Source organism: Delftia deserti, from assembly GCF_042653485.1.
Lineage (GTDB): Bacteria > Pseudomonadota > Gammaproteobacteria > Burkholderiales > Burkholderiaceae_C > Comamonas > Comamonas acidovorans.
In genome coordinates, this window is the sequence record NZ_JBHSIH010000001.1 from 438,133 (window position 1) to 459,725 (window position 21,593).

Below are 21,593 nucleotides of genomic sequence, written 5' to 3' on the forward strand. Positions count from 1 at the left end.
CTCCCTATCACCTCATCACCAGGAACTGCCCACATGACCATGACCCTTGCCGAGATCCGGCTCAAGCAAAACCCGATCCTGACCAACCTGCTGCTGGGTATGGGACAGGGAACCTACGTCGCGGAAAAGCTCTTTCCGCGCCTGCCGCAGGCGCTGTCCAGCATCACCTTGGCCCAGCTGGGTGACGAGCGCCTGCGCCGCTACAACCTGCGCCGCGCGCCGGGCGCACCCACCAAGCGCGTCAACATCAAGTACGAAGGCAAGACCTACTCGGTGGAACAGTACGCGGTGGACGTCCCCATGCCCCGTGAATTGCTGCGGGAAGCCGACGAGTCCCGCAAGCTCAACGTGGGCGGCTATCTGGACATCAGCCGCATTGCTATGGTCACGGCCAATGACATCCTGGGCCTGGACTACGAGCTCGACGTCGCTGCGCTCGCAACGACTCCAGCCACGTATGCAACCGGCCATGTGCTGGCCCTGGCTGGCGGCACCAAGTGGAGCGCCGATACCGGCCTGCCGGTGACTGACATCGATGCGGCCAAGGACGTGATCCGCAAGAAGATCGGCAAGCGCCCCAACAAGCTCACGCTGTCTGCCGACGGCTACACCGCATTGCGCAACAACAAGCAGGTGCTCGGCCGCCTGCCGTCCACTTTCACGGGTTCGCCGGGCATCAACGAGCTCAAGACCATCCTGGAGATCGAGGACATCGTTGTGGGCGATGCCGTTTGGATCGATGACACCGACACCGGCCGTGACGTGTGGGGCAACAACGCCGTGCTGGCCTATGTGCCGCGCATCGCCGGCAACGGTAGCGCAGACATCAGCCTGGCCGAACCTGCTTTCGGCTTCACCAACGTGATCGAAGGCCACCCCTTCGCTGAGACGCCGGACTACGAACGCAGCACCAAGAGCTGGATCTACGGCGCTACCTACGAGCGCAGGCCCAGCGTGGCCTACAACACGGCCGCTTTCTTGTTCACCAACCCGAAGTAACACCCATTGCGCAGCAAAGGCCAGCGATGGCCTGGAGACGCCCTGCAGACGAGTTTGTTCTGCGGGGCCATCCGAACCACGAAGGACATCCAAATGAGCCAACTAATTGCCCTGGTCGCCACTGCCGTTCTCATCAACGGGGTGCGCACCGTAATCCAACCCGGCGAGCCACTGCCGGATCTGAGCAAGCACGACGCACGCGAGCTCGTGGGCTCTGGCGCAGCTGAGCCTGAAGGCGCCCAGGCAGCGCAGCAGCGCCTGGCACAGCTGCAAGAGCTCGATGCTCAAGAAGACTTTGCTGAAGCTCGCAAGCGCGCGCTGGAGGAGCAGCAGGCGCGCGAACAGGCCGAAGCCCAAGCCCAAGCCCAAGCCAAGGCAGATGCCGATGCGAAGGCCAAGGCAGATGCCGAAGCCCAAGCCAAGGCAGACGCCGATGCGAAGGCCAAAGCGGATGCTGAAACCGAAGCCCAGGCCAAGGCAAATGCAGAAGCCAAGGCGAAAGCAGATGACGACGCGACTGCCCACGCAAAGGAGGCGGCCCCAGCAGCAGTGGCCCAACAGATTAAGCGCGGCCGCAGCTAAGCCCTTTCCTCAACCATCAGCGAATCAGGAGTCCAGTGCATGGCATCCCAAAACAACACCGGCCGCCAATTTGACAAGCAGCACGCTGTCACGATCGTGGCCACGGCGATTCTGAAAGCCCATCGCTTCGTCGCCTACGACGGCGGCTATCCCGCCGCAGGCGGTGGCGCCAAGGACTCGCAGGGGGTTTCCGAGACCAGTGCCGAGATTGGCGAAGCTCTCTCTGTGGTCACCAGCTACAGCTACCTGGTCGAAGCGGCCGAGCCCATCGCCTTCGGCGACCGTGTGCTCTCCGATGCCACGGGCCGGGCCAAAGTCGCCACCACGGCGGAACACTGCGGTGTCGCGCTGGGCGCCGCTGTCCAGGCGGGCCAGTTGATCGAAGTGCAAATCTGCAAGCACGTGCACGCCTGACCAGGTCGGCCATGAACTACGCCACTGTCCAGGACATGGTCGACCGCTACGGCGAGGCCGAGCTGGTCCAACTGACCGACCCCGACCTGGTCGCCGTGCTGGAGCCGAAAGCCGTGCGTGCGCTGGACGACGCACAGGCCTTCGCCGATGGATTCGTCGGGCGCATCTACCGGCTGCCGCTGGCAGGCTGCGCCAAGCCCACCCCGGTACCGGGCCAGCCCGGCGCGGTGCAGATGGTGCCTCCGCCCCAGCTCACGCGCATCGTCTGCGACGTGGCGCGCTACTACCTCTACAGCGACCTGGCGCCCGAGCATGAGGTGTATCTGCGCTACAAGGCTGCCGAGCGCGAGCTGCAGGCTATTGGCGACGGCAAGGCCGTCCTGTCCTGCCCCTGGGGCGGTGCACCAGGCCTGCAGCTCGCGGGCGACGCGCCCGGTGATGCCGAGGTCTACCACCACTTCAGCCCGCGCCAGGTCACCGACGACAGCCTGCGGGGGTTCGCATGAGCACCCAAGGCTTGAGCATCGAGCAGGCCAATTACTTCCTGGCGCTGCAGCCTGCGCTTGTGGACCTGGTCCGCCAGGCCGTGGCCGGAATGAGCCCCGCCGTGCATGTGCTGACGGCCGCTGAACTGGCCGACGTGAAAGAGGCTGCGCAGCACACGCCGGCCGTGCACGTGATCTATGGCGGTTACTCGGTCGCCGAGGCGCTGGGGGTGCAGTGGCGCCTGCTGCACCGCTGGTACGTGGTCGCCGCCGTGCGCAATGTCTCCAAGGCCCGCTCAGGCCAGGCGGCGCTGCTCGATGCCGGCGCCTTGGGGGCTCATGTCACCGGGGCGCTTGCTGGGGCCAGCCTGCCAGGCGCGACCCGGACGCTGGAGCTGATCACCCCGCCTCCTGCGAAGTACAGCGCAGGCTTTCAGTACATCCCATCGGCCTTCCAGGTCGAGACGATCTTTCGCAAACCCACCCGATAGGAGTGCCCGCAATGGCCGAAATCATCAAGCAAATCTACAAGCCCTCCATGAACGTGGGCCAGGTCTATGCCCGTCCCTACGGCGCGGCGATGGCCCCTATGCCCATCGGCAACGTTCTGGAGTTGTCCCTGGAGCACACCGAGGATGTACAGACGCAGGAAGACATGACGCGTCTGGGTGGCGGCACGCATGCGGAAGTGCGGCGCGTGAAGGAGGTCAAGGTCAAACTCAAGCTGGCCGACCTGAACGTGATCAACTATGCGCGCAGCGTGCTGGGCACCACCCAGGCCATCGAAGGCGCTGCCGTGGTCGATGAGCCTCACCACGCCTTCCTCGGCGGCCTGCTGCGCCTGGCGCACATCCAGCCCACTGCGGTCACCCTGAAAAAAGGTGCTGACAAGGCCACGGCCACTCCCGTCACGGCCGCAGGCAACTACGAGGTGCGGCCGGAGGGTATCTACCTGCTGCCCGACGCTACGGATATCGCCAACGACGACGAGCTGTGGGCGAGCTACACCTACGGCGCCTACGCCGCCATCGAGGCCCTCACGTCCAAGGCGCCTGAGCTGGAGCTGACTTTTGGTGGACTCAACGAAGCCGATGGCGGCAAGCCCGTGCTCGTGGAGATCTGGCGCGCAAGCCAGGGCATCACCAAGACCCTGGCCCTGATCAGCAAGGGCTTCGGGGCGCTCGATGTCGAGGGCTCGGTGCTGATGGACCCTACCAAGGTGGGCACGAGCATCAGCCGCTACTACAAGACCAGCATGGCGTGATTGGGCTGGCGCGGTGGAAGCCCGCGCCAGCCATCAAAGGCAAAACAGGGTTGTAGAAGAGGACGAGGGCCGTAGCGCCGCACATCATGAGCCAGCAGGACAAGCGGGTTGATTACACGATTGGCGTCAAGAGCGAGGGATTGAACAACCTCTCGCGCCTGGCAGGTGGCCTGGATGAAGCCAGCGCCGAAGCTGCCGAGCTCAAGGCCCAGGCGGCGGAAGTCGCCCGCCAGCTCCAGGACGTGGCGCAGCAGCAGCAGGCCATAGATACGCTGCGCAGCCTGGGCGCAGAAAGCCGCACTTGCAGCCAGCAACTCGAACAGGCGAGCGCCAACGTGGACCGGCTGGCTGCTGCCCTTCCTGACGCAGCAGCAAAAACTCAGGCGTTGGCACAGGCCGAACGCCAGGCGGGCCAAGCGGTGCAGGCGGCTCAGGCCGACATCAAGGGCATGCAGCAAGCCCTTAGCGAGCTGCGCAGCGGCAGCGACCAGGCCACGCGTGCAACGACTGAATACAAGGCTTCAGTCGCGCAGGCGCAATCGGCGATTGCCGAGCTGCGTCAACAACTGCAAGCCCAGAAAGAGGGTCTATCGCAAGCTGCAGCAGCTACGCGCACGGCGGCTGACGAAGAGAAGGCCCTGCAGCGCGAGTACGACGGTGCAACCAAGTCTGCCGGCAAAGCATCGGCAGCCCTGGGCGACAAACGCCGGGCCATGGAGACGACGCGCGAGGTAGCCCGCCAGCTGGGCTTGGATACCACCAGCCTGAGCGAGGCGCAAAAGCAGGTGGACGCTGCCTCACGCCAGGCCCAGCAGGGCCTTGAAGGCGCTGCACAGAGCGCCCGGCGCATTGCGCAAAGCCAGGCAGATGCAGCCCAGGCGGCGCGGGCGTTTGAGCAGGATCTGCGCAAGCTCGGCATGGATGGCGTGCAGGCACCTGCAGGCCTGGAGCAGGCGTTTCGCAAGCTGGGCATGGGCGGCGTTCGTCAGGCCGAGGCTGCCGTGCACGAACTGCAGGTGGCGTTGGCGCAAATCCGCAACTCGGCGGACATTCTTCCTGCGGACAAGGCTGCCGCCGTAGCCGCCTTCACCCAGCGCATAGGGCAACTGCGCGCTGAGGCCGATAAAACGACCGATGCCACCCAGCAACTGGGCACTGCCACGCAGAACACGGGCACCTCCATGGCCGATGCTGCGCGCAAGGCGGCAGCTTGGGGCGGAGCCCTGGTCGGGCTCGGCCAACTCAAGTCACTGGCAGAGAGTGTCGTCGAGACGGGGTCCCAGTTTGAAAACCTCCAGGTGCGCCTGAGCAACCTACTGGGCAGCACCGAGTCGGCAACGCAAGCATTTGGGATGCTCAAGCAGTTGGCCGCCTCCACGCCATTCGATGTGGCAGGACTCACCGAGTCGTTTGTCACGCTCACCTCCTTCGGTATGAAGCCGACTGAGGCGCAGATGCGCTCCATCGCAGATGTCGCTGCCAACCTGGGCGGCGGCACGGATAAATTGACGGGCGTGACGCTTGCCCTCGGCCAAGCATGGACCAAGACCAAGCTGCAGGGAGAGGAAATCCTCCAACTGGCCGAACGCGGCGTGCCGGTATGGGATGCCCTGGCGCGGGCGACAGGGCGAACCGTACCCGAGCTGCAGCGCATGAGCGAGGCAGGACTGCTCGGCCGTGACGTGATCAGCAAACTCATCGACGAGCTGGGTCGCATGAACGAGGGGGCCAGCGACAAGCTTATGCGCACCTACGCGGGTGCGGTCGCAAATGCCAAGGACGCGCTGGCCGAGTTCTTTGACATGGTGGCGCAAGCCGGGGTGCTCGACTGGCTGACCGACAAGGTGCGGGAGCTGCTGGCCGAGTTCGAGCGCATGAAGGAGAGCGGCGAGCTGCAGAAGAAGGCCAAGGAGATTGCCGACGCCTTCCTGCAGGTGGCCACCATGGCTGAAACCGCAACGCAGGCATTGGTTGCGATGGCGCCTGCCATTGAATTGGCCGTCAAGGTACTGCTGGCCTTGAAAGCCGTAAATGCCGCGCAAACGCTGTGGGCCTTGGCCACGGGTGCGCGTGCTGCCGGGGCCGGCATGACGGCTGCCGGGGTGGCCAGCGCCACGGCAGCAGTGCAGATGGATGCAGCGGCAGCCGCTGGCGGGCGCATGGCGATTGCATTGAGGATATTGCGGTCGCTGACGGGCATTGGCCTGGCCTTGGGGGTAGCAGAACTGGCTCAGGAGTTCTTTCGCGCTAAGCGTGCTGCGGAAGAAGGCGATGCTGCGGTTCGCAAGATGTTGGAGACGCCTCCAGCAACAAACCAGCCCAAGAAGGCTGTGGAAGACGTCAACGCGTCACTGGAAAAAACCAGTTTCAAAGCGACAGATGCGCTCACAGCGTTTGACCGCCTGATGGAGCAAGGTGGGAAAACCAGCGAAGCACTTTCCAAGATCGGAAAGGACTTCGACCTGAGCACAGCCCCTGGCATTCGTGATGCCGCTGTGGTCCTGGATGGGTTGCTGCAGCAAGGAAAGATCACTGCAAAGCAGTTCCGCGACGAGTGGGCGAATCAACTCAAGGACATCGATCTGTCCGACTTCGAGCTGCGTGCGCGCAGTGCGTTGGACAAAACGTGGGAAGGCGTTGGCCGCCTGAAGGAAATCATTGATGCGGGCTTGCGCGAAGCGGTGCGCAGGGCCGGCGGCGACTTCGATGTGATTTCTGGGGGGATGGGCAAGGCGGCGCAAAGTGCGATCAACGATACCCATCTGATCATCCAGAACCTGGACCGTCTGAAAGAGACGGGGGCGGATGTTGGACGCGTGTTGTCGTTGTCTCTGTCCAAGGCGATCAACACCGCAGACTCAGAAAAGGCACTGGCGGCAGTGCGCTCCCAGATTGAGCAGGTGCGCAAGGTACTCGGTGACAAGGTCGCCGACGGCCTGCTTGAACAGGCCAAGGTGAAAGCCGATGAGCTCAAGGACGCGATCAACAAGATTAAGCCTGGTATTGATGATGTCCGCGAGGCGATGAAGCAGTTGGGCATCACATCCGACGAGAGTCTCAAGAGAACGGCGGCTACCTCAAAAGAAGCATATGAGGTCATCCGCACCAGCGGAACGGCGAGCGCGCGTGAGTTGTCTGCTGGCTTCAAGCGTGCTGCGGAAGCCGCCATCGAAGCCGGTAACGGGATAGCACCGGCATGGGTCCGCAGTGAAGCCGCCATCCGTGGCTTCGACCTGGAGGTCGACAAGGCCGGCAAGAGCGTCCTCAAAGTGCGCGACAACATCGGCAGTGCAGCGGACGCAAGCCGGCGTGCAGGTGGCTCAATGGCAGGGGATTGGAAGGGCGTCACATCGGCGGTCAAGGAAGCGGACGCCGCCCTGGCGGCCTACCAGCAGCGCGTCAAAGAAAAGCACGGGCGTCCGGGCGAAGGCGACAAGCCAGAGGAACTGGGCGAAGGCGTGCAGCGCATCGGCTCGGGGTATCGCAACAAGGATGGCTTCAGCTCGGATGCCAAGGGCAATGTGCAGTCGCAGTTCGTCTGGACGCGCGCGATGATCATCGACTACCTGAAGCAAGCGGGGCTTGATGAAGCGGTCGCTGTCGAGCTGTCGAAGCAATTCCTGGATGCCAACGGCGACGTTCCCTATGAAGCGTCGGACGTGCAAATCAGGTGGGGCGGCAGGAACAGCACGCTCGCATCAGCATTAGGCAAGATGGCCGAGTACTACAAGTACGACGACAGCGGCAAGCATGAAGCGGCCTACATGCTGGAGCAGGCAAAGGGCAAGCCTTCTACGCCCGCGCCGGCACCTGCTCCTGGCCCGGCCCCCGCACCAGCCCCTGGCCAGGGCGGCAACACCTACATCAACAACATCACGATCAATGGCGTCGAGCCCTGGGGCTTCTTGAGCGGCACGACGAGCCACACCAGCAAGCAGAGTGCAGACACCGAGGTCGATCTCATGCGCAAGCTGGCACAGGCGAAGGGAGTGGCGCAATGATCACGCTCACCCGCGCAGGCACGACGCTGGAGCTTTCCGATCGGCTCATCTGGACAGATGAGTACGCATGGAGCCCTGCTGTCACAGAGACGCGCTACAGCACCAGCGGCGCGCTGCATGTGCATGTCGGCCTGCGCCAGGCCGGGCGGCCGATCACGCTGGACGGCCGCGACTCCCAAGCCTGGATCTCCCGGGCGTTGTGCGACCAGCTCAGGACCTGGCAGGCGCTGCCTGGCGCCACCTTCCAGCTCATCGTGCGCGGCGCGCCGCGCGCCGTGTTGTTTCTGGAGTTTCAGGCGAGCCCAATCTGGCGCCTGCTCGACGGTGAGCACACCGCCGAACTGCAGTACGTGCCCTCGTTCAAGTTTTTGGAGGTTTGAACCATGCCCCTGCTCGCAGGCGACATCCGTTTTGCACGCTCGGCGAACATGGCCGACGTATCCGAGGGCGGCGGTCCGCCGTCTTCCCAACTGCTCACATCGGGCCGCTCGAACGAGATTTTTCCGGACATCTCGGAGGAGACCAGGACCACCGGCCGCGTCGAGATTTATCAGATTTTCGGCGTGCTCAGGAATACGGATCGCACACCATTCATGGGCTGCAACGTGATCCTTGCCGAGCCCCCTGCAGACCCCAATGTCTCGGTGACGCTGCTATCGCTCAAGAGCCCCTTTGCGACGCGCGCCGATATCGCCAGGCGCATCGAATCGGGAATGGCTGCCGGCAGTGAGTTTTCTGGCTACTTGCTTGAGAACCACTACACGACGATGCGCAGCATCCAGATTTTTCAACGCCCCGGCATGCCGCCTCCGGCGATTGGGCGCACGTTCGTGCTCGTCTACAACGAGGGCCAGGCAGGCGAGCGCCGGCAGCGCATCCGTGTGAAGGCGACGGACACGGTGATCCGCATGTTCACCGAACTTGTGGGTGGGCAGCTCGTGGATTTCCAGGCCCAGGTGACCACCTGTGAGCTGTTCGATGGGCTCCTATATGACTTTCCCGGCTCCCCTGCAACGCGCACTTTCGCCCGTGCTGCAGGAAAGACGCTGACGCGCGAGACCGTCTACAGCGACTCCGGTCTGTTCTACAGCGCAACCCGCCTGACAGCAGCCACGGCCATCAATGACGCATGGCTCCAGCTCGCCAGCATTTACACCCAGGTCGTGCCCAACAGCCGCTCCGAGGTGGCCTCGGTCGACCAGATGCCGGCTGCGCGCCGCACGATCGTGCTCGCCGAGGCGCCGCGCCGCGTTGAGGTCGGCATCACGCCTCACACCCAGCGCTACAAGATCCAGGAAGAGAACGCGGGCCTAACTTTCGTGTGGCAGTGCACGCCGCTGCCCGAGCCCGGCACTGTCTTCATCGACTATTGGTCCCTTGGCCAGCGCTACACGCTGACTGACGATGGCACCGGCAAGCTTGTGGGCGCAGGCGGCGGCGCGGTCAACTACTTGACTGGCAGCATCAGCGCCACGCTCAAATCCATCCCGGACATCGGCAGCTCAATCGCGCTCACGCATGGCGCCCGCGTGTCGTACACCAACCGCGCCAACCAGGGCGCGGCCATCCGCCCCCCTGAGTACTGCTGGGTTGTGGGCGGCCAGGACGAAGCCACAAAGCACGACCGCATCGTGCCGGGCACCCTGGTCGTCAAGTACCCCAGCGGCGGCGTGGTGCGGACAGTCACAGAAGCCGACGCGGGCAAGCTCGCGGGCGCCGCGACGGGCGTTGTTGATTACCACAGTCGCACCGTGCTGTTGAGGCCCAGCTTTATGCCTGACCCAGGCGCGGAGCTGCAGGTCGATTGCCAGCTCGAAACGTTGGTCACTGAGTTCATCAACGGCGGCCCCGATGCGGCGGGCTTTGCAGCATTTACTTTGGCCCAGCAGCCTGCGGCAGGGACGTTGCAAATCGAGTGGTGCGTCGCACGCGCCGTGAGCCAGACCGCAGGCGGCAACTTGACCACCACGACATCGAGCAAGACCGCAGACGTGAACTACATCTTCAAAGCGACGCCGGAATGGCAAGAGCCGCAGTCGCCCGGTCAAAACATCGCCATTCGTGCTGCATACGTATAGGACGCCCCATGGCATACGAAATGATCCTCCGCCCCGTAGCGGTCACAACAACAAATGGCAGCAGCGCGAGCCTCTCTGAACAGAGCGGAACCACGGCAGACAACCGCCTGGTCTCCATCAAAACAGTGACCGACGATGGTGCCGGCCGCTTCGCTGCAGCGCTGGGCACCGTCGACTATGCGGGCAAGCAGGTCCAGCTCAAGATGATCGATTTCGACCGCAAGACAGAGTCCTACCGCAGCGACTACGAGGACTCCAAACAGTTCTCGCGGGCGGTGGGCGATGGCTCGGGCGTCTGGCAGGACAACGGCAAAAAGGGCGGCAGCTACGGCACGGCCGGCGTCGGCGAAGAGATGCTTGGGGGCTCCAGCATCGTCGCGCGGTACCGGGTCGGTGCTGGCGTGCCCCGCAGCCACAGCGAGACCTACAAGCCCGCAGAAGTCACCATGGACCTGTGCCCTTACACCTCACAGCGCGTCGTTCCAGGTTCGGTGCAGTTTCGCTGGATGGGCCAGACCTATGTCGATTTCGAGGGCGTGATCTATCGCGGCCGCACGGATACCGACCCGGGCGTTGCCAGCGGCAAGATCGACTATGCGGCCGGCACAGTGGGCATGTATGACTATGTCGTTGGCGGGTCCGGCGCCACGGATTTCCAACTGCAGAGCCTGTGGACGCAAGCGGGGCAGTGGTCCACGGCCAGCGTGTTCTTCAACACCGATGCGGCCCCACTGCGCGCGGGCGCGGGCGGTTTTGTGTTGACCGTGGTCGACATGCGCGGCAACACGTTGACCGCGAACGTCGATGCGCAGGGCAACGTCACAGGCTCGCACATGTGGGGCCGCGTTGATTTCAGCCGGGGCGGCGTGCAGCTGATGTTCGGCGACTTCGTGCTCGACTCCAGTCTCTCGGCCGAGGAAAAGGCCGAGTGGTGGTACAGCGCGGCCGATGTCGGTGTCGTGCAGCCTGGCCGGATCTGGCGGCCGTGGCCGGTGGACCCGACGACGCTGCGCTACAGCGCTGTGAGCTACATCTATCTGCCGGTCGACGTGACGCTCATGGGCATCGACCCCGCAGCGCTGCCCTCGGACGGCCGCGTCGCATTCGCGCGGCCGGGCGACACCTGCGTCATCGGTATCACGCATGGGGGCGTCCAGTTCGCTCCGCAGGTCGGCCAGACATTCAACCTAGGCCATGAGCGCCTGTCCTTCGTTCAGATGCTTGACGCGATCACAGGCGCGGAGATCCGCACGGGCTACACGGCTGATCTCGACGCCGGCACGGTCAAATTCACCGACCTCGCCGGCTACCCGGCAGCGGTGAAAGTCATCGGTCGCACCGAGGTCTACCGGCAGATCGCAGAAGTTCGCATTGACGGGAAAGTCAAGCTCACGCAGCCCGTGGGCTATGCCTTTCCTGCTGGGGCCGTGTTCTCGACCGCGCTGCGCTTCGGTGACCGCTTCGCCCGCGTCTCCCGCGTGTACGACCAGGCGTCTTGGAACGGCACCACCTGGTATGACGGTGTCGACCCCAACAAGGGCGAGGCCGCGGCAACCTACCGGCACAACGATTTCCCGATTGAGGTCTCGAACCTGGGCGCCATCACAGAGCGCTGGGCGCTGCGTATCCGCCAGGACGGGAGCACGTTCGACCTGATCGGCCAGCACCTGGGCCAGATCGCCAGCGGCAGCATCAACGCGGACTTCGCGCCGCTCAACGCTGCGGCCGGTGCTCCCTATATGCGCATACGCACCGAAGGCTGGGGCGCAGGGTGGGTCGGAGGCAACGTGGTGTTCATCGACACCATCGGCGCCGAAGCCGCCATCGACATGGTCCGCTGCACACAGCCGTCGAGCCCGGCAGGCATTGATGACCGCTGTTGGATCGTACAGCGCGGTGACGTGGGCCGCGCGCCCGAGGCTAACTTTTAAAACTCCATAAAGAGCACATCCATGGCATCCCCTGTTGATACCTCCGTCAAGCACTTCCTGAGCACCATGACCGGTGCCCCTGCCCTGAGCGGCACCGTGGGCTCGATGATCGCGCTGCTCGACGCCATGCTGGTGACCGGCTTTGACACGAAGACGCTCACGTCGCTGACGGTCGTGGGCGGCGTGGCCACAGCGGCGTTTTCCGGTCAGCACAGCGCTATCGTGGACTCTGTGATCCTTGTTGCCGGGGTAGCCGGTGGCCCGGCCGGCTGGGCCGGGCACAACGGCGAGCAGAAAGTGACGGCTGTGGGCGCTGGACTGGTGCGCTTTGCGACGACGCTCCCGGATGGCACGTACACGGGCACGATCACGATCAAGATGGCGCCGGCAGGCTGGGTCAAGGCCTTCACCGGTACCAACGTCGCGGTGTATCAGAGCACTGACCCGCAGTCGAGCAAGATGCTGCTGCGAGTCGATGACAGCAATGCGCAGTTTGTGCGCGTGCGGGGTTTTGAGACGATGCAAGATGCGAACATAGGCACGGGCTTGTTCCCGCTCGATAGCCAACAAGGCGGCGGCGGGTACTGGCCGAAATCCAGCGCGGCCAGCAACAATCCCGTGGGCTGGGCTTTCGCGGCTGACAGTCGATTCTTCTACATCTCAACGCTGCCGGGTACTGCGAACGCCGCAAATCGGCAGATCGGGAACATCCGCGCGTTCGGCGATCCCGTCGTAACACGTCCATCGGGCGATGCATACGCATGCTTGCTCAACTATTCAACTTCAGGCACCAGCTACACCCAGTTCGACAACTGTTTGTCGTCGACTTCGGCGGGGATTTCTGCGTGCGCGCGTGCGTACTCGGGGCTAGGGTCGTGCGTGCTGCACAAGCTCAATGTGTGGGGAGGGGGTGCCTCGGCGGCCCAGACTAGCGGCATCACCGGCATTCACGGCGCTTTTCCAAACCCCATCGATGGTGGCCTCTACCTGGCGCGCCGCTTCATCGGTACTGCTGACAACAACTTTCCAAGAGCGGAGATCCCAGGGTCATATCAAATGCTGCAGTCGGCCGGCTACGACAATTTCCGCTCAGGTGACCGGGTTCCAGGCACGGGTGCGCTCACTGGCAAAACTCTTGTAGCAGTGCACGGCTCGGGCGGCAACAACTTTGACTACACCTCTTCGAGCGGCAACACCAGCGTCTTGTTCATTGACGTCACCGGACCTTGGCGCTGACACCATGGCAACCATGGCAGCACATCGCTACTGGCGCGCCTGGGGCATAGAGCCCTACGACAACGGCGCCGTGACCGAACTGACAGAGTTCCAGTTGCTCGCCGGGACGACGCGCGTTGATGGGGCAGCCACGCTCATCGCAAGCAACGGCGCCAGCGTTGCAGCACTCTCAGACGGTGCGGCAGGCGCCGCCGTCAGCTTGCCGCGTGGTGTGACGTTGATCTGGGATTTTGGAGCGACTCCTCAGGACGTAACCGACATCCGCCTCGGCTCGTCCGCCGACCCGCGCCGCTTTCCACTGATCCTCACGCTGCAGAGTTCTGACGACGCGGTGTCGTGGGAGATCTATGGCGCTTTCAGCGGCATCGCATTCCCCGGATCTTTCAAACTGACGCAGAGTGAGCCCCGCCTTCTCTTCAGCGATCTTGACCGCACGGTGCTGGCGATTGAGGGCCGGGGGGCCGATGGATCGACAGCCATCGTTGACAGCACTGGCCGGTCAGTGTCCGTGCGCGGCAGCGCGATGATCAAGACTTCGAGTCGGTTCCCTGATGGTGCGATTCGCTTCGGAGGCAACGGCGACTATCTGTTTTTGGCGTACCGCGACGAGTACAACTTCGGGCAGGGGGACATGGGCATCCGGTTCCAGTACGAGCGCGTTGCGACGTCGACAAACTACGCAACGATAGTCTCGCTGTATGACTCGTTTGCGGCCAACAGCGGCCTCGCCATCGCAGACAACCACTTTCAAGTCCCGGGGCGGCTGAGCGTCGCGCTCAATGGCGCGTTCCCCGTGCTGCAGAGCCTTGCGGTGCTCGCGCCCGCAACAAAGTACGACGTGGAATTCAATCGCGTGGGCAACACAATCACGCTGTACATCGACGGGGTGCTGCAAGGGGCGGCAACGTACACAGGGGCGATCCGGTCGGTCGGCGGCGTGTGGGTTGGCGCGTCTGGGGACACGACGTCCGCAACGTATTTCAACGGCTTTGTCCGGCGTTTGCAGTTTCAACGAGGCAGCGCTTTTCACTCTGAGGCTTTCAGCCCTGACGACACGTTGATCGCACAGTCGCGCATCAAGATGCACAAGGTGCAGGGCCGCTCCGCGCCGGCCGCTGTGGCAAATGTCGCGTCTGCAGGAGCAATGCCCCCTCTCGGCAAAACTCTCGTGGGGCTGGTCGGCAAGTCCAGGACCAACTATTTGTTCGACAGGGCAGCCAACGGCCGCATTCGCGGCACGGTCGAGCGCGATGCGTCGCCTGCAGACGTACCGCTTCGCCGGCGCGTGACACTGCTCCGCGACCTCGATCTCATGGTCGTGCAGCAGCAGTGGAGCGATGCCGTGACCGGGGCCTATGACTTTCAATGGCTGGAGACTGACCACGCTTACACGGTCATCGCTCACGACTACGAGCACAACTACCGCGCGGTCATCGCTGACAACCTGAGCCTGGTCACGGGCGGCATGGAGCTGATGCCATGAGCGCGCCATCGACAAGTTGGGAGATCACACAGACCACGGCCCTGGCACAACTTGCCGCGATGCTCACGCGTGCCGACGCCGGGCCTGGCAGGGCCAGCTTGGCGCTGTTCTCGACAGCCAGGCCGGCGCTGATCACGGACCCCCACGCGGACGCGCCCCAGGCCGAGATCGTCCTGGCCCGGCCGAGCGGCGCGATCATCGGCAGCAGCTTGGTGCTCTATGTTGAGACGCCTGCCGGCGCCATGGTGCAGTCCAACGGCCTGCCGAGGTGGGCCGAGTGGCGTGCGGCCGATGGTGCCGTGCTGGCGCGCTGCGACGTCACTGACATGGACCACGGCGGCGGCCTGCGCGTCGTTGGCGGCGCCACGCCCGAAGGCGAGACATCGCCGATGCTCTACACGGGCGGCCTGGTCCAGCTCGGCATGGTGGCCCTGTCATGACAGACAGCACCAGACTTCTCTTCCGCTCGGCGCCTCACACGGGCAGCCCGGTGCCGCTGGTGTTCGGGCGCGACGATGGGAGCACGCCTCCACCCGTCACCGTTGATGGCGGCAGTCTCGTCACGGGCCTGCGCGGACACATCCGCGCCCGCTTGGCAGTCCGCGCCTCGGGCGCCGGCCGCGTGACCGGCTTGCGCGGCCACGTCCGCAGCCAGTGGGATGCCAACGTGAGCCGCACGACGCGGTCCGAGCTGGCGACGGCCTGGCAGGCGGCTGCGCCCCTCGCGCAAGCGCTGGAGACGTCATGGCAGGAGACCGCGCAACTGCGCGTCGCGTGTGCCAGTGCATGGCAGCCTGGCGACGGTCTGCGTGCGGGAGAGATGGCTGCTTGGTATGAAACGCTGCGCATGCGTGGGGCCGTGGCGAGCGCCTGGCAAGAGGGCGAGGACCGGCGCGCGGCGGTTTACACCGCATGGCATGAGGCCCTGCGCGTCCGTGCGGCCAGCGCCAGTGCTTGGCAGCAAGGTGAGGGGCTGCGGGGCGGCCTGGTCGTCGAGTACCAGGAAGCGCTGCGCATGCGTGGGGCCGTGGCGAGCGCCTGGCAAGAGGCTGTGCCCCGCTCCGAGTGGCTGCGCACGGGATTCGGCGACGCGGATCGCTGGCGCATCGTCATGGAGCCGAACTGGCAGGAGGCCATCCGGCCCGCGTCAGGCGAGAGCCCCGTTGTCGTTCCCCCTGGCAAGACGCCTTGCTATGTGCCCAGCTCGCCCGTGCGTCTGCTGTTCCGGCTACCGGCAGTCAGCGGCCGGCCCACGCGCCTGGTCTTCATCTGCGAAGACCGTAGTACCCCGACACCGGGCATCGTTGTGCCGCCCCGGAGGACATACATCGTGATCAATTCAGTCGAGATCCGGCGCGCTGACGACCTTGCCGGCGACCCGCTGCCCAGCGAGAGCTTTTCGATGGCGCTCAACCGCCAGTCCTGGACCTGGACGTTTTCGGCGAGCTTCCACGCCTCGGCGCGCGACGCGCTCATGCCCGGCCCAGGCGGTCAGCCTGTCGAGCTGGAGGTGCGCGTGAACGGCCAGCCCTTCCGGCTGCAGGGCGAGCGCATCGGCCGCAGCAAGCGGTTTCCCGAGCACATGGTCACTGTCTCGGGCCGGGGTAAAGCCGCGCTGCTGGATGCGCCGCACGCGCCTGTGCAGACGTTCTCTCATGCGCTGGATCGCACCGCGCAGCAGCTCATGAGCGAAGTGCTGACGGTCAATGGCGTGGGCTTCGGATGGAGCGTGGATTTCCAGCTCTCGGACTGGCTTGTTCCCAGTGGCGTCTGGATGCACCAGGGCACCTACATCAGCGCACTCACAGACATCGCAGGCAGCGTGGGCGGCTACCTGCAGCCGCACGACACGGCCCCCGTCCTGCATGCGCTGCCGGCGTGGCCGCTGCCCTGGTGGCGGTGGAGCGAACTGGTGCCCGACATCGATCTGCCCGAAGGCATTGCCGAGGTGGACGAGACGGAGGTGATCGACGTCCCCGAGTACAACCGCATATTCGTTGCGGGCGAGTCTGGCGGCGTCATGGGCGACCTGACGCGCACCGGTACCGCTGGCGACGTGCTCAAGCAGCCGATGGCCGTGCATCCACTCATTACGAACATCGGCGCCGCAAAGGCCCGCGCAATTGCCGAGCTGGCTGACTCCGGTCGACAGCTCAAACACAAGATGACGCTGCCCGTGCTTGCAGAAACGGGCGTGATCAAGCCAGGCCGCGTGCTGCGCTATTACGACGACGCCGGCACGCGGCGCCTTGGCATCGTGCGGGGCACGTCGATCTCGCAGCAGTTTCCGGTTTTGACGCAGGCGCTGGAGGTCGACAGCCATGTCTAACCTCTACCTGCAGCTCAAAGAAATCCTCGTGCCTGGCCGAGTGCAGATCGGCAAGGTGGTGGCCGTCGCCGATGGCGCGGTCACTGTGGAGCTGCCCGGCGCTGGCCGGGTGCGTGCCAAGGGCCAGGCCGCCGAGGGGGCCAGTGTTTTTGTTTTGGAAGGAGTGATCCAGGGGCCAGCGCCCGACCTACCTGTTTATATAGACGTGATCTGAAAAAAAAGACGGGCGACCCGGCCAGGTGCGGTAACACCAGGTCGAGCCCCGAACACGCAGTGCATGCCTGCAAGCCCGGCGAGGCCCGCCACCCTGTACAGAGTGCGCGGAGCATACCGGATTTCACATACGGAAAAAGGCTTGCAATGCAGGAAATACGCTGCGGCTCCTGCCGCCGCAAACTGGCAGAGGGGGAGTACATCCGCCTTTGCATCAAGTGCCCCAGGTGTGGGGCCTTCAATCAGCTGAGCGCCGTGAGCGCCCCATCAGAGCCCCAGCGAGGGCCGTCAGCTGAGATAAATGACAAATCCCATCATTCCCTGGATCGGCGGCAAACGCCGCCTGGTCGACCTGCTGCTCAAGCGGTTTCCCGTCCATAGCTGCTATGTGGAGCTGTTCGCGGGCGGTGCGGCCGTCTACTTCGCTCGCCACCCGGCCGACGTCGAGGTGCTGAACGACGTGAATGGCGACCTGGTCAATCTTTATCGCGTCGTCACCCACCACCTGGAGGAGTTCGTCAGGCAGTTCAAATGGGCGCTGACGAGCCGACAGGTCTTCAAATGGCTGCAAGAGACAAGGCCGGAGACGCTCACGGACGTGCAGCGTGCGGCCAGGTTCTTCTACTTGCAGCAGCACTGTTTCTCGGGGAAGGTCAGCGGGCAGACGTTCGGCACAGCGACCACGGCGCCGGCGATCAATCTGCTCAGGATCGAAGAAACGCTGTCAGCAGCGCATTTGCGCCTGGCGGGCGGCACATACGTCGAGCAGCTCGATTGGGCCGCGTGCATTGACCGCTACGACCGACCGCACACGCTGTTCTATGCGGACCCGCCTTACTGGGAGACAGAGGGATACGGCGTGCCGTTTCCCTGGGAGCAGTACGAGCTGATGGCAGCCAAGCTCAAGACGATCAAGGGCAAGGCTGTGGTCAGCATCAACGATCACCCCGCGATCCGAGAGTGCTTCAGAGGCTTCGAGATGGAGGCGCTCAGGCTGGACTACACCGTGGGCGGTGGCGCCAATCGGGTTGAACGCGGCGAGCTGGTCATCTACAGCTGGGACAGAGAGGCTGAGCCAGCAGGCCTGTTCTAGGTGGTCAGCTTGGACGGCAAGTCAAGCGTTGGTGCGGTGTCCGATGGTCTCGTCGGACACGCCACATTCCGCTTGGTGATGTGGGCGCGTAGAGCGTCAATGGTGTCCATGACGACACACCCCAACTACGACGCAGACGACTACCAGTACTTGGTAGCAAAGGGCTGGACGGATGATCAGATCTTGGCCCGCTGGACGGAGGAAGCGGCTGAAGGCCAAGGCCCATGCCAATGGACGACGCCGCAGGCTGCCGCAAAGCTCAACGCAACAATCAACCGGAGCACGACATGACCACTATGCTCCCCGAGGCCGAACTGACGGCCATCGCTACCGGGCAGGTCAACCTGCAGGCTCTCGCCAAGAGCCTTTGATACCGCCCTGATACAGCAAAGCCGGCAGACGCCGGCTTTTTTTGTTGGGGTTCTGGAAAATCTATTTCCTGGTGCGAAAGTTCACACATCCGCATTTATCTCATCCGCGCGCTGCCATTTATCGCGCCGCGCTTCATCCAGCTTGAGCAGGCGCGGGTTGGCGCCGTGCTCCTTGAGCGCCTGCAGCACCTGCTCCACGAAGCGCGCCTGGTGGAACTGGCGCGGGCTGACGTTGACGGCCAGCACCAGGCAGGCCATGTCCGGCTCCGCCGCCCATTGCGCCAGTTGCCGGCAGGCCTCGCCCAGCACCCATTCGCCCAGTTGCTGGATCAGGCCCGTTTCCTCGGCCAGCGAGACGAAGAGCGACGGTGGCACCAGCCCTTCGCGCGGATGGTTCCAGCGCAGCAGGCCCTCGGCGCCGACGATGCGCCCGTTCGCCACCTGCGGCTGGTAGTACAGGACGAATTGCGAGCGCACCAGGCCCTCGCGCATTTCCTGCTCCATGGCCGTGCGCGATCTGAGCACGGCCTGCAGTTGCGGATCGAAGAACTGCAGCGTGTTGCGCCCCATGCCCTTGGCCTGGTACATGGCCATCTCGGCACGGCGCAGCACCTCGTCGGCACTGAGTTCCTGCTCGCCGAACAGGCTGGCGCCTATGCTCAGCGTGATGTGGCAGGCCTGGCCGCCCAGCTGCAGCGGTTGCAGCAGCAGCGAACGCATGCGCTGGACTTCGCCTTCGAGCTTGGAGGCGGCGTGCATGGAGTCCTTGCCCAGGTCCTCCAGCAGCACGACGAAGTCATCGCCGCTGTGGCGGGCCAGCGTGGCTTCGCGGTCCAGGGATTGGGCCAGTCGCTCGGCAATCATGCGCAGCAGCACATCGCCCAGTTCCAGCCCCAGGCTGTCGTTGAAGGCCTTGAAGTTGTCCACGTCCAGCAGCATGACGGCGCCACAGCGCCCGCGACGGCGGCTGGAGGCCAGCGCCTGCTGCAGCCGGTCCACCAGCAGGCGGCGGTTGGGCAGGCCGGTGAGCGCGTCGTAGAAGGCCAGGCGGCGGATTTCCTCTTCGGCGGTCTTGCGCTGGCTCTGGTCCTGCAGGATCAGCAGGCAGCCTTCGTCCAGCAGCATCCCGCCGATGGATACGGAGCGCGTGCAGCCGTCGCTGCCTATGAGTTGGTACTCCTCGGAGTTGAGGGTACCGCAGCTGTCGGACTCGCTACCATGGGGGCTTTGGGCAACGCGCGCCCGCGCCTGCGCGGCTTCGAAGCGGCGCTGCATGCGCTGGCGGCGGGCTTCGTCCGGGCACATGTTGCGCCACCATCCGTCGCCATCCATGCCGGCCGTCGCGCCATGGCCTGCCAGGCGCATGAATTCCTCGTTCCAGTAGGCGAAGCGGCCATCCTCCTGCAGCATGGCCAGGCCCAGGGGCAGGCGCTGGATGACCATGCGCAGGTGGCGCGATCCGTCGCGCTGCATTTGCTGCAAGTGGCGGCGTGCGCTGATGTCCTGCACCAGGGCCATCAGCCGCAGCGACGGGCCGTGGCCCAGCGCGGAGATGTGCAGTTCCACCCAGACCAGGCTGCCGTTGCTGCGCCGCAGTTGCCGCTCGATCTGCAGGGCGCCGCGCTGGCCCGCAGCCAGCTCCTGCAGCAGCAGCCGGTCACCCTCCACCGTTTCGGCGGCGACCAGGGCCAGCAGGGGACGCTGGCACAGCTGCGGCGCCTCATGGCCGGTGATGTCGCAATACCTGCGGTTCACATGCAGGACATTGCCGCTGGCCGCGTCGATCTGCACCACGCCCACGGCGGCCTGCTCGAACAGTGCCTGGAAGCGGGCATCGCTCTCGCGCATGCTGCGGGAAGAGGCGCGCAGCTGGGCCCAGCTGGACGGATGGCGCCGCCACCAGGCTGCCGCCAGCGAGGCCAGCAGGGCCGACACCAGCATGCCCAGCGCAAACAGAACCAGAGGCTGGGCACGCTCCGCCCAGGACAGGGCCGTACTCACGGGAATGAAGTTCAGCCGCCACAGCCGGTCCTGGGCCTGCAGCGTCTGCTCCAGCACCACCTGGCCGGTATCGCCAAGGCCTGCTGCCTCGTGCCCGCGCTCGGGCCAGGCAGCGCCCAGATACAGCGGCAGCGGCGATACGCCTGCCGGTGGCAGGGGCGAGACCGGGCCTGCGTCATGCATGGCCAGCGCAAGCCGGCCCAGGAAGCCGCGCTCATGCAGGTCCTGCACCAGGTCGTGCACACGTATGCTGACGTCGGCCGTTCCAAGGAACAGCGGATGCGCGGCCGTGCCATCCGGAGACTGGTGGTCGGCAAGCGCAAAGACCGGCGCGCGCACCAGCACGGCTGGTGGCATGCTCGCCGGGCTGCTTCATTGCAAATGGCGCCGATACCACGGCAGCCGCGCTGTCCCGGCTGCGCAGCATGCTGGCCATGAGACTGGGGCGGTCGTGCATGTCCAGGCCGGCGATGGATTCATTGCCTTCCACCGGCCAGAGATAGTCGATGAAGAAATAGTGGGGATCGGGCCTGAACGAGGCTGGCGGATCCTGGCTGCCCGGGCCGCGCTCCGTTGCAGCCCGCGTAAAGGTCAGCGCCTGCATGCCGGGCTGTATCTGTATGCGCAGCGCCTGCGCAATGCGCGCAAAGGCCTGCTGTCCCATCTCGGGAGAGGCGGCCAGCTGGTTGGCCACATGCTGGACCATGACGGCATAGGCATCCAGGCGCATCTCCAGCGCCTGGCGGGCAGACTGGGCCTGTTGCGTGTGGCGTTGCAGGTCGATGCGCTCCAGCGCCCGCTGCTGCTGCAGAGCGAGCGCGGCGCTCAGGCACATGCCCACCGCCATGACGGTGGCGGCTGGCCAGGCGGTCCGGATGGCTACAAGCATGCGCTGGGCAAAAGCTGACATGGAGCGGCTAAGGCTGAATATGCAGTCACGGGGAATCGGTCCAGGAGCACGGAACCACTCGTTGCCAGCCCCATGGCCAGCCACCCGAAAAGGCCGGGCAGGCCATGTGGAGCAGAGAGCGAGGATAAATGGATTTCGGCACCCGGCCGGCAAATCATATGTAAGACCAATCCTACAAACGCCTTTGCTCTATCGTCGGGATA

At 64.7% G+C, this 21,593-nt stretch carries 20 protein-coding genes; 18 read left to right on the forward strand and 2 right to left on the reverse strand.

The window, feature by feature from the left end:
• Window positions 1-33: 33 nt before the first annotated feature.
• From ACFPFG_RS02140 to ACFPFG_RS02225, 18 genes are all read left to right on the forward strand, one after another.
• The gene (locus ACFPFG_RS02140; RefSeq protein WP_380104742.1) at window positions 34-999 is read left to right on the forward strand and encodes a hypothetical protein; all 966 of its coding nucleotides are present in this window, start codon (window positions 34-36) and stop codon (window positions 997-999) included.
• Window positions 1,000-1,092: 93 nt separating this feature from the next.
• Window positions 1,093-1,581 (forward strand): hypothetical protein, encoded by a 489-nt coding sequence (locus ACFPFG_RS02145; RefSeq protein ID WP_380104744.1) that lies wholly within the window; start codon window positions 1,093-1,095, stop codon window positions 1,579-1,581.
• Between the two features lie 39 nt (window positions 1,582-1,620).
• Entirely contained in the window at window positions 1,621-1,995 is a 375-nt protein-coding gene (locus ACFPFG_RS02150; protein ID WP_016446685.1) for a DUF2190 family protein, read from the forward strand.
• An 11-nt stretch (window positions 1,996-2,006) separates the two neighbouring features.
• Complete coding sequence (locus ACFPFG_RS02155) at window positions 2,007-2,501, forward strand: gp436 family protein (RefSeq protein WP_380104746.1); 495 nt, start codon at window positions 2,007-2,009, stop codon at window positions 2,499-2,501.
• Window positions 2,498-2,971: a phage tail terminator protein gene (locus tag ACFPFG_RS02160; RefSeq protein WP_380104748.1), complete on the forward strand. Its 474-nt coding sequence runs from the start codon at window positions 2,498-2,500 to the stop codon at window positions 2,969-2,971. Before ACFPFG_RS02155 ends, ACFPFG_RS02160 begins: the two co-directional genes overlap by 4 nt.
• Window positions 2,972-2,982: 11 nt before the next feature.
• Window positions 2,983-3,744 carry a phage tail tube protein gene (locus ACFPFG_RS02165; RefSeq protein WP_380104750.1) on the forward strand — a complete coding sequence of 254 codons (762 nt, stop codon included), beginning with the start codon at window positions 2,983-2,985 and terminating at the stop codon, window positions 3,742-3,744.
• Between the two features lie 86 nt (window positions 3,745-3,830).
• Window positions 3,831-7,745, forward strand: coding sequence for a tape measure protein (locus tag ACFPFG_RS02170; protein WP_380104752.1), 3,915 nt, complete (start codon window positions 3,831-3,833; stop codon window positions 7,743-7,745).
• Window positions 7,742-8,125, forward strand: coding sequence for a hypothetical protein (locus tag ACFPFG_RS02175; RefSeq protein WP_380104754.1), 384 nt, complete (start codon window positions 7,742-7,744; stop codon window positions 8,123-8,125). Before ACFPFG_RS02170 ends, ACFPFG_RS02175 begins: the two co-directional genes overlap by 4 nt.
• Window positions 8,126-8,128: 3 nt before the next feature.
• Complete coding sequence (locus ACFPFG_RS02180) at window positions 8,129-9,823, forward strand: hypothetical protein (RefSeq protein WP_380104756.1); 1,695 nt, start codon at window positions 8,129-8,131, stop codon at window positions 9,821-9,823.
• An 8-nt stretch (window positions 9,824-9,831) separates the two neighbouring features.
• Window positions 9,832-11,754 (forward strand): hypothetical protein, encoded by a 1,923-nt coding sequence (locus ACFPFG_RS02185; RefSeq protein WP_380104758.1) that lies wholly within the window; start codon window positions 9,832-9,834, stop codon window positions 11,752-11,754.
• 21 nt (window positions 11,755-11,775) lie between these two features.
• On the forward strand, window positions 11,776-12,990 hold the full coding sequence (locus ACFPFG_RS02190; protein WP_380104760.1) for a hypothetical protein: 1,215 nt from the start codon (window positions 11,776-11,778) through the stop codon (window positions 12,988-12,990).
• Between the two features lie 4 nt (window positions 12,991-12,994).
• Window positions 12,995-14,473 carry a hypothetical protein gene (locus tag ACFPFG_RS02195; RefSeq protein WP_380104762.1) on the forward strand — a complete coding sequence of 493 codons (1,479 nt, stop codon included), beginning with the start codon at window positions 12,995-12,997 and terminating at the stop codon, window positions 14,471-14,473.
• The gene (locus ACFPFG_RS02200) at window positions 14,470-14,913 is read left to right on the forward strand and encodes a hypothetical protein (protein WP_380104764.1); all 444 of its coding nucleotides are present in this window, start codon (window positions 14,470-14,472) and stop codon (window positions 14,911-14,913) included. The genes ACFPFG_RS02195 and ACFPFG_RS02200 overlap by 4 nt, the downstream gene beginning before the upstream one ends.
• On the forward strand, window positions 14,910-16,802 hold the full coding sequence (locus tag ACFPFG_RS02205; RefSeq protein ID WP_380104766.1) for a hypothetical protein: 1,893 nt from the start codon (window positions 14,910-14,912) through the stop codon (window positions 16,800-16,802). The genes ACFPFG_RS02200 and ACFPFG_RS02205 overlap by 4 nt, the downstream gene beginning before the upstream one ends.
• Window positions 16,795-17,016, forward strand: coding sequence for a hypothetical protein (locus ACFPFG_RS02210; RefSeq protein WP_380104767.1), 222 nt, complete (start codon window positions 16,795-16,797; stop codon window positions 17,014-17,016). Before ACFPFG_RS02205 ends, ACFPFG_RS02210 begins: the two co-directional genes overlap by 8 nt.
• Window positions 17,017-17,162: 146 nt before the next feature.
• Window positions 17,163-17,396 carry a Com family DNA-binding transcriptional regulator gene (locus tag ACFPFG_RS02215; protein ID WP_380104769.1) on the forward strand — a complete coding sequence of 78 codons (234 nt, stop codon included), beginning with the start codon at window positions 17,163-17,165 and terminating at the stop codon, window positions 17,394-17,396.
• The gene (locus ACFPFG_RS02220; protein WP_380104771.1) at window positions 17,317-18,108 is read left to right on the forward strand and encodes a DNA adenine methylase; all 792 of its coding nucleotides are present in this window, start codon (window positions 17,317-17,319) and stop codon (window positions 18,106-18,108) included. The genes ACFPFG_RS02215 and ACFPFG_RS02220 overlap by 80 nt, the downstream gene beginning before the upstream one ends.
• Window positions 18,109-18,338: 230 nt before the next feature.
• On the forward strand, window positions 18,339-18,479 hold the full coding sequence (locus ACFPFG_RS02225) for a hypothetical protein (protein WP_380104772.1): 141 nt from the start codon (window positions 18,339-18,341) through the stop codon (window positions 18,477-18,479).
• Between the two features lie 81 nt (window positions 18,480-18,560).
• Here the strand turns inward: ACFPFG_RS02225 and ACFPFG_RS02230 are convergent, their stop codons facing one another.
• Both ACFPFG_RS02230 and ACFPFG_RS02235 read right to left on the reverse strand, forming a co-directional pair.
• Window positions 18,561-20,663 (reverse strand): putative bifunctional diguanylate cyclase/phosphodiesterase, encoded by a 2,103-nt coding sequence (locus ACFPFG_RS02230; protein ID WP_380110219.1) that lies wholly within the window; start codon window positions 20,661-20,663, stop codon window positions 18,561-18,563.
• 31 nt (window positions 20,664-20,694) lie between these two features.
• Window positions 20,695-21,390 carry a CHASE domain-containing protein gene (locus ACFPFG_RS02235; protein WP_380104774.1) on the reverse strand — a complete coding sequence of 232 codons (696 nt, stop codon included), beginning with the start codon at window positions 21,388-21,390 and terminating at the stop codon, window positions 20,695-20,697.
• Window positions 21,391-21,593: the final 203 nt, after the last annotated feature.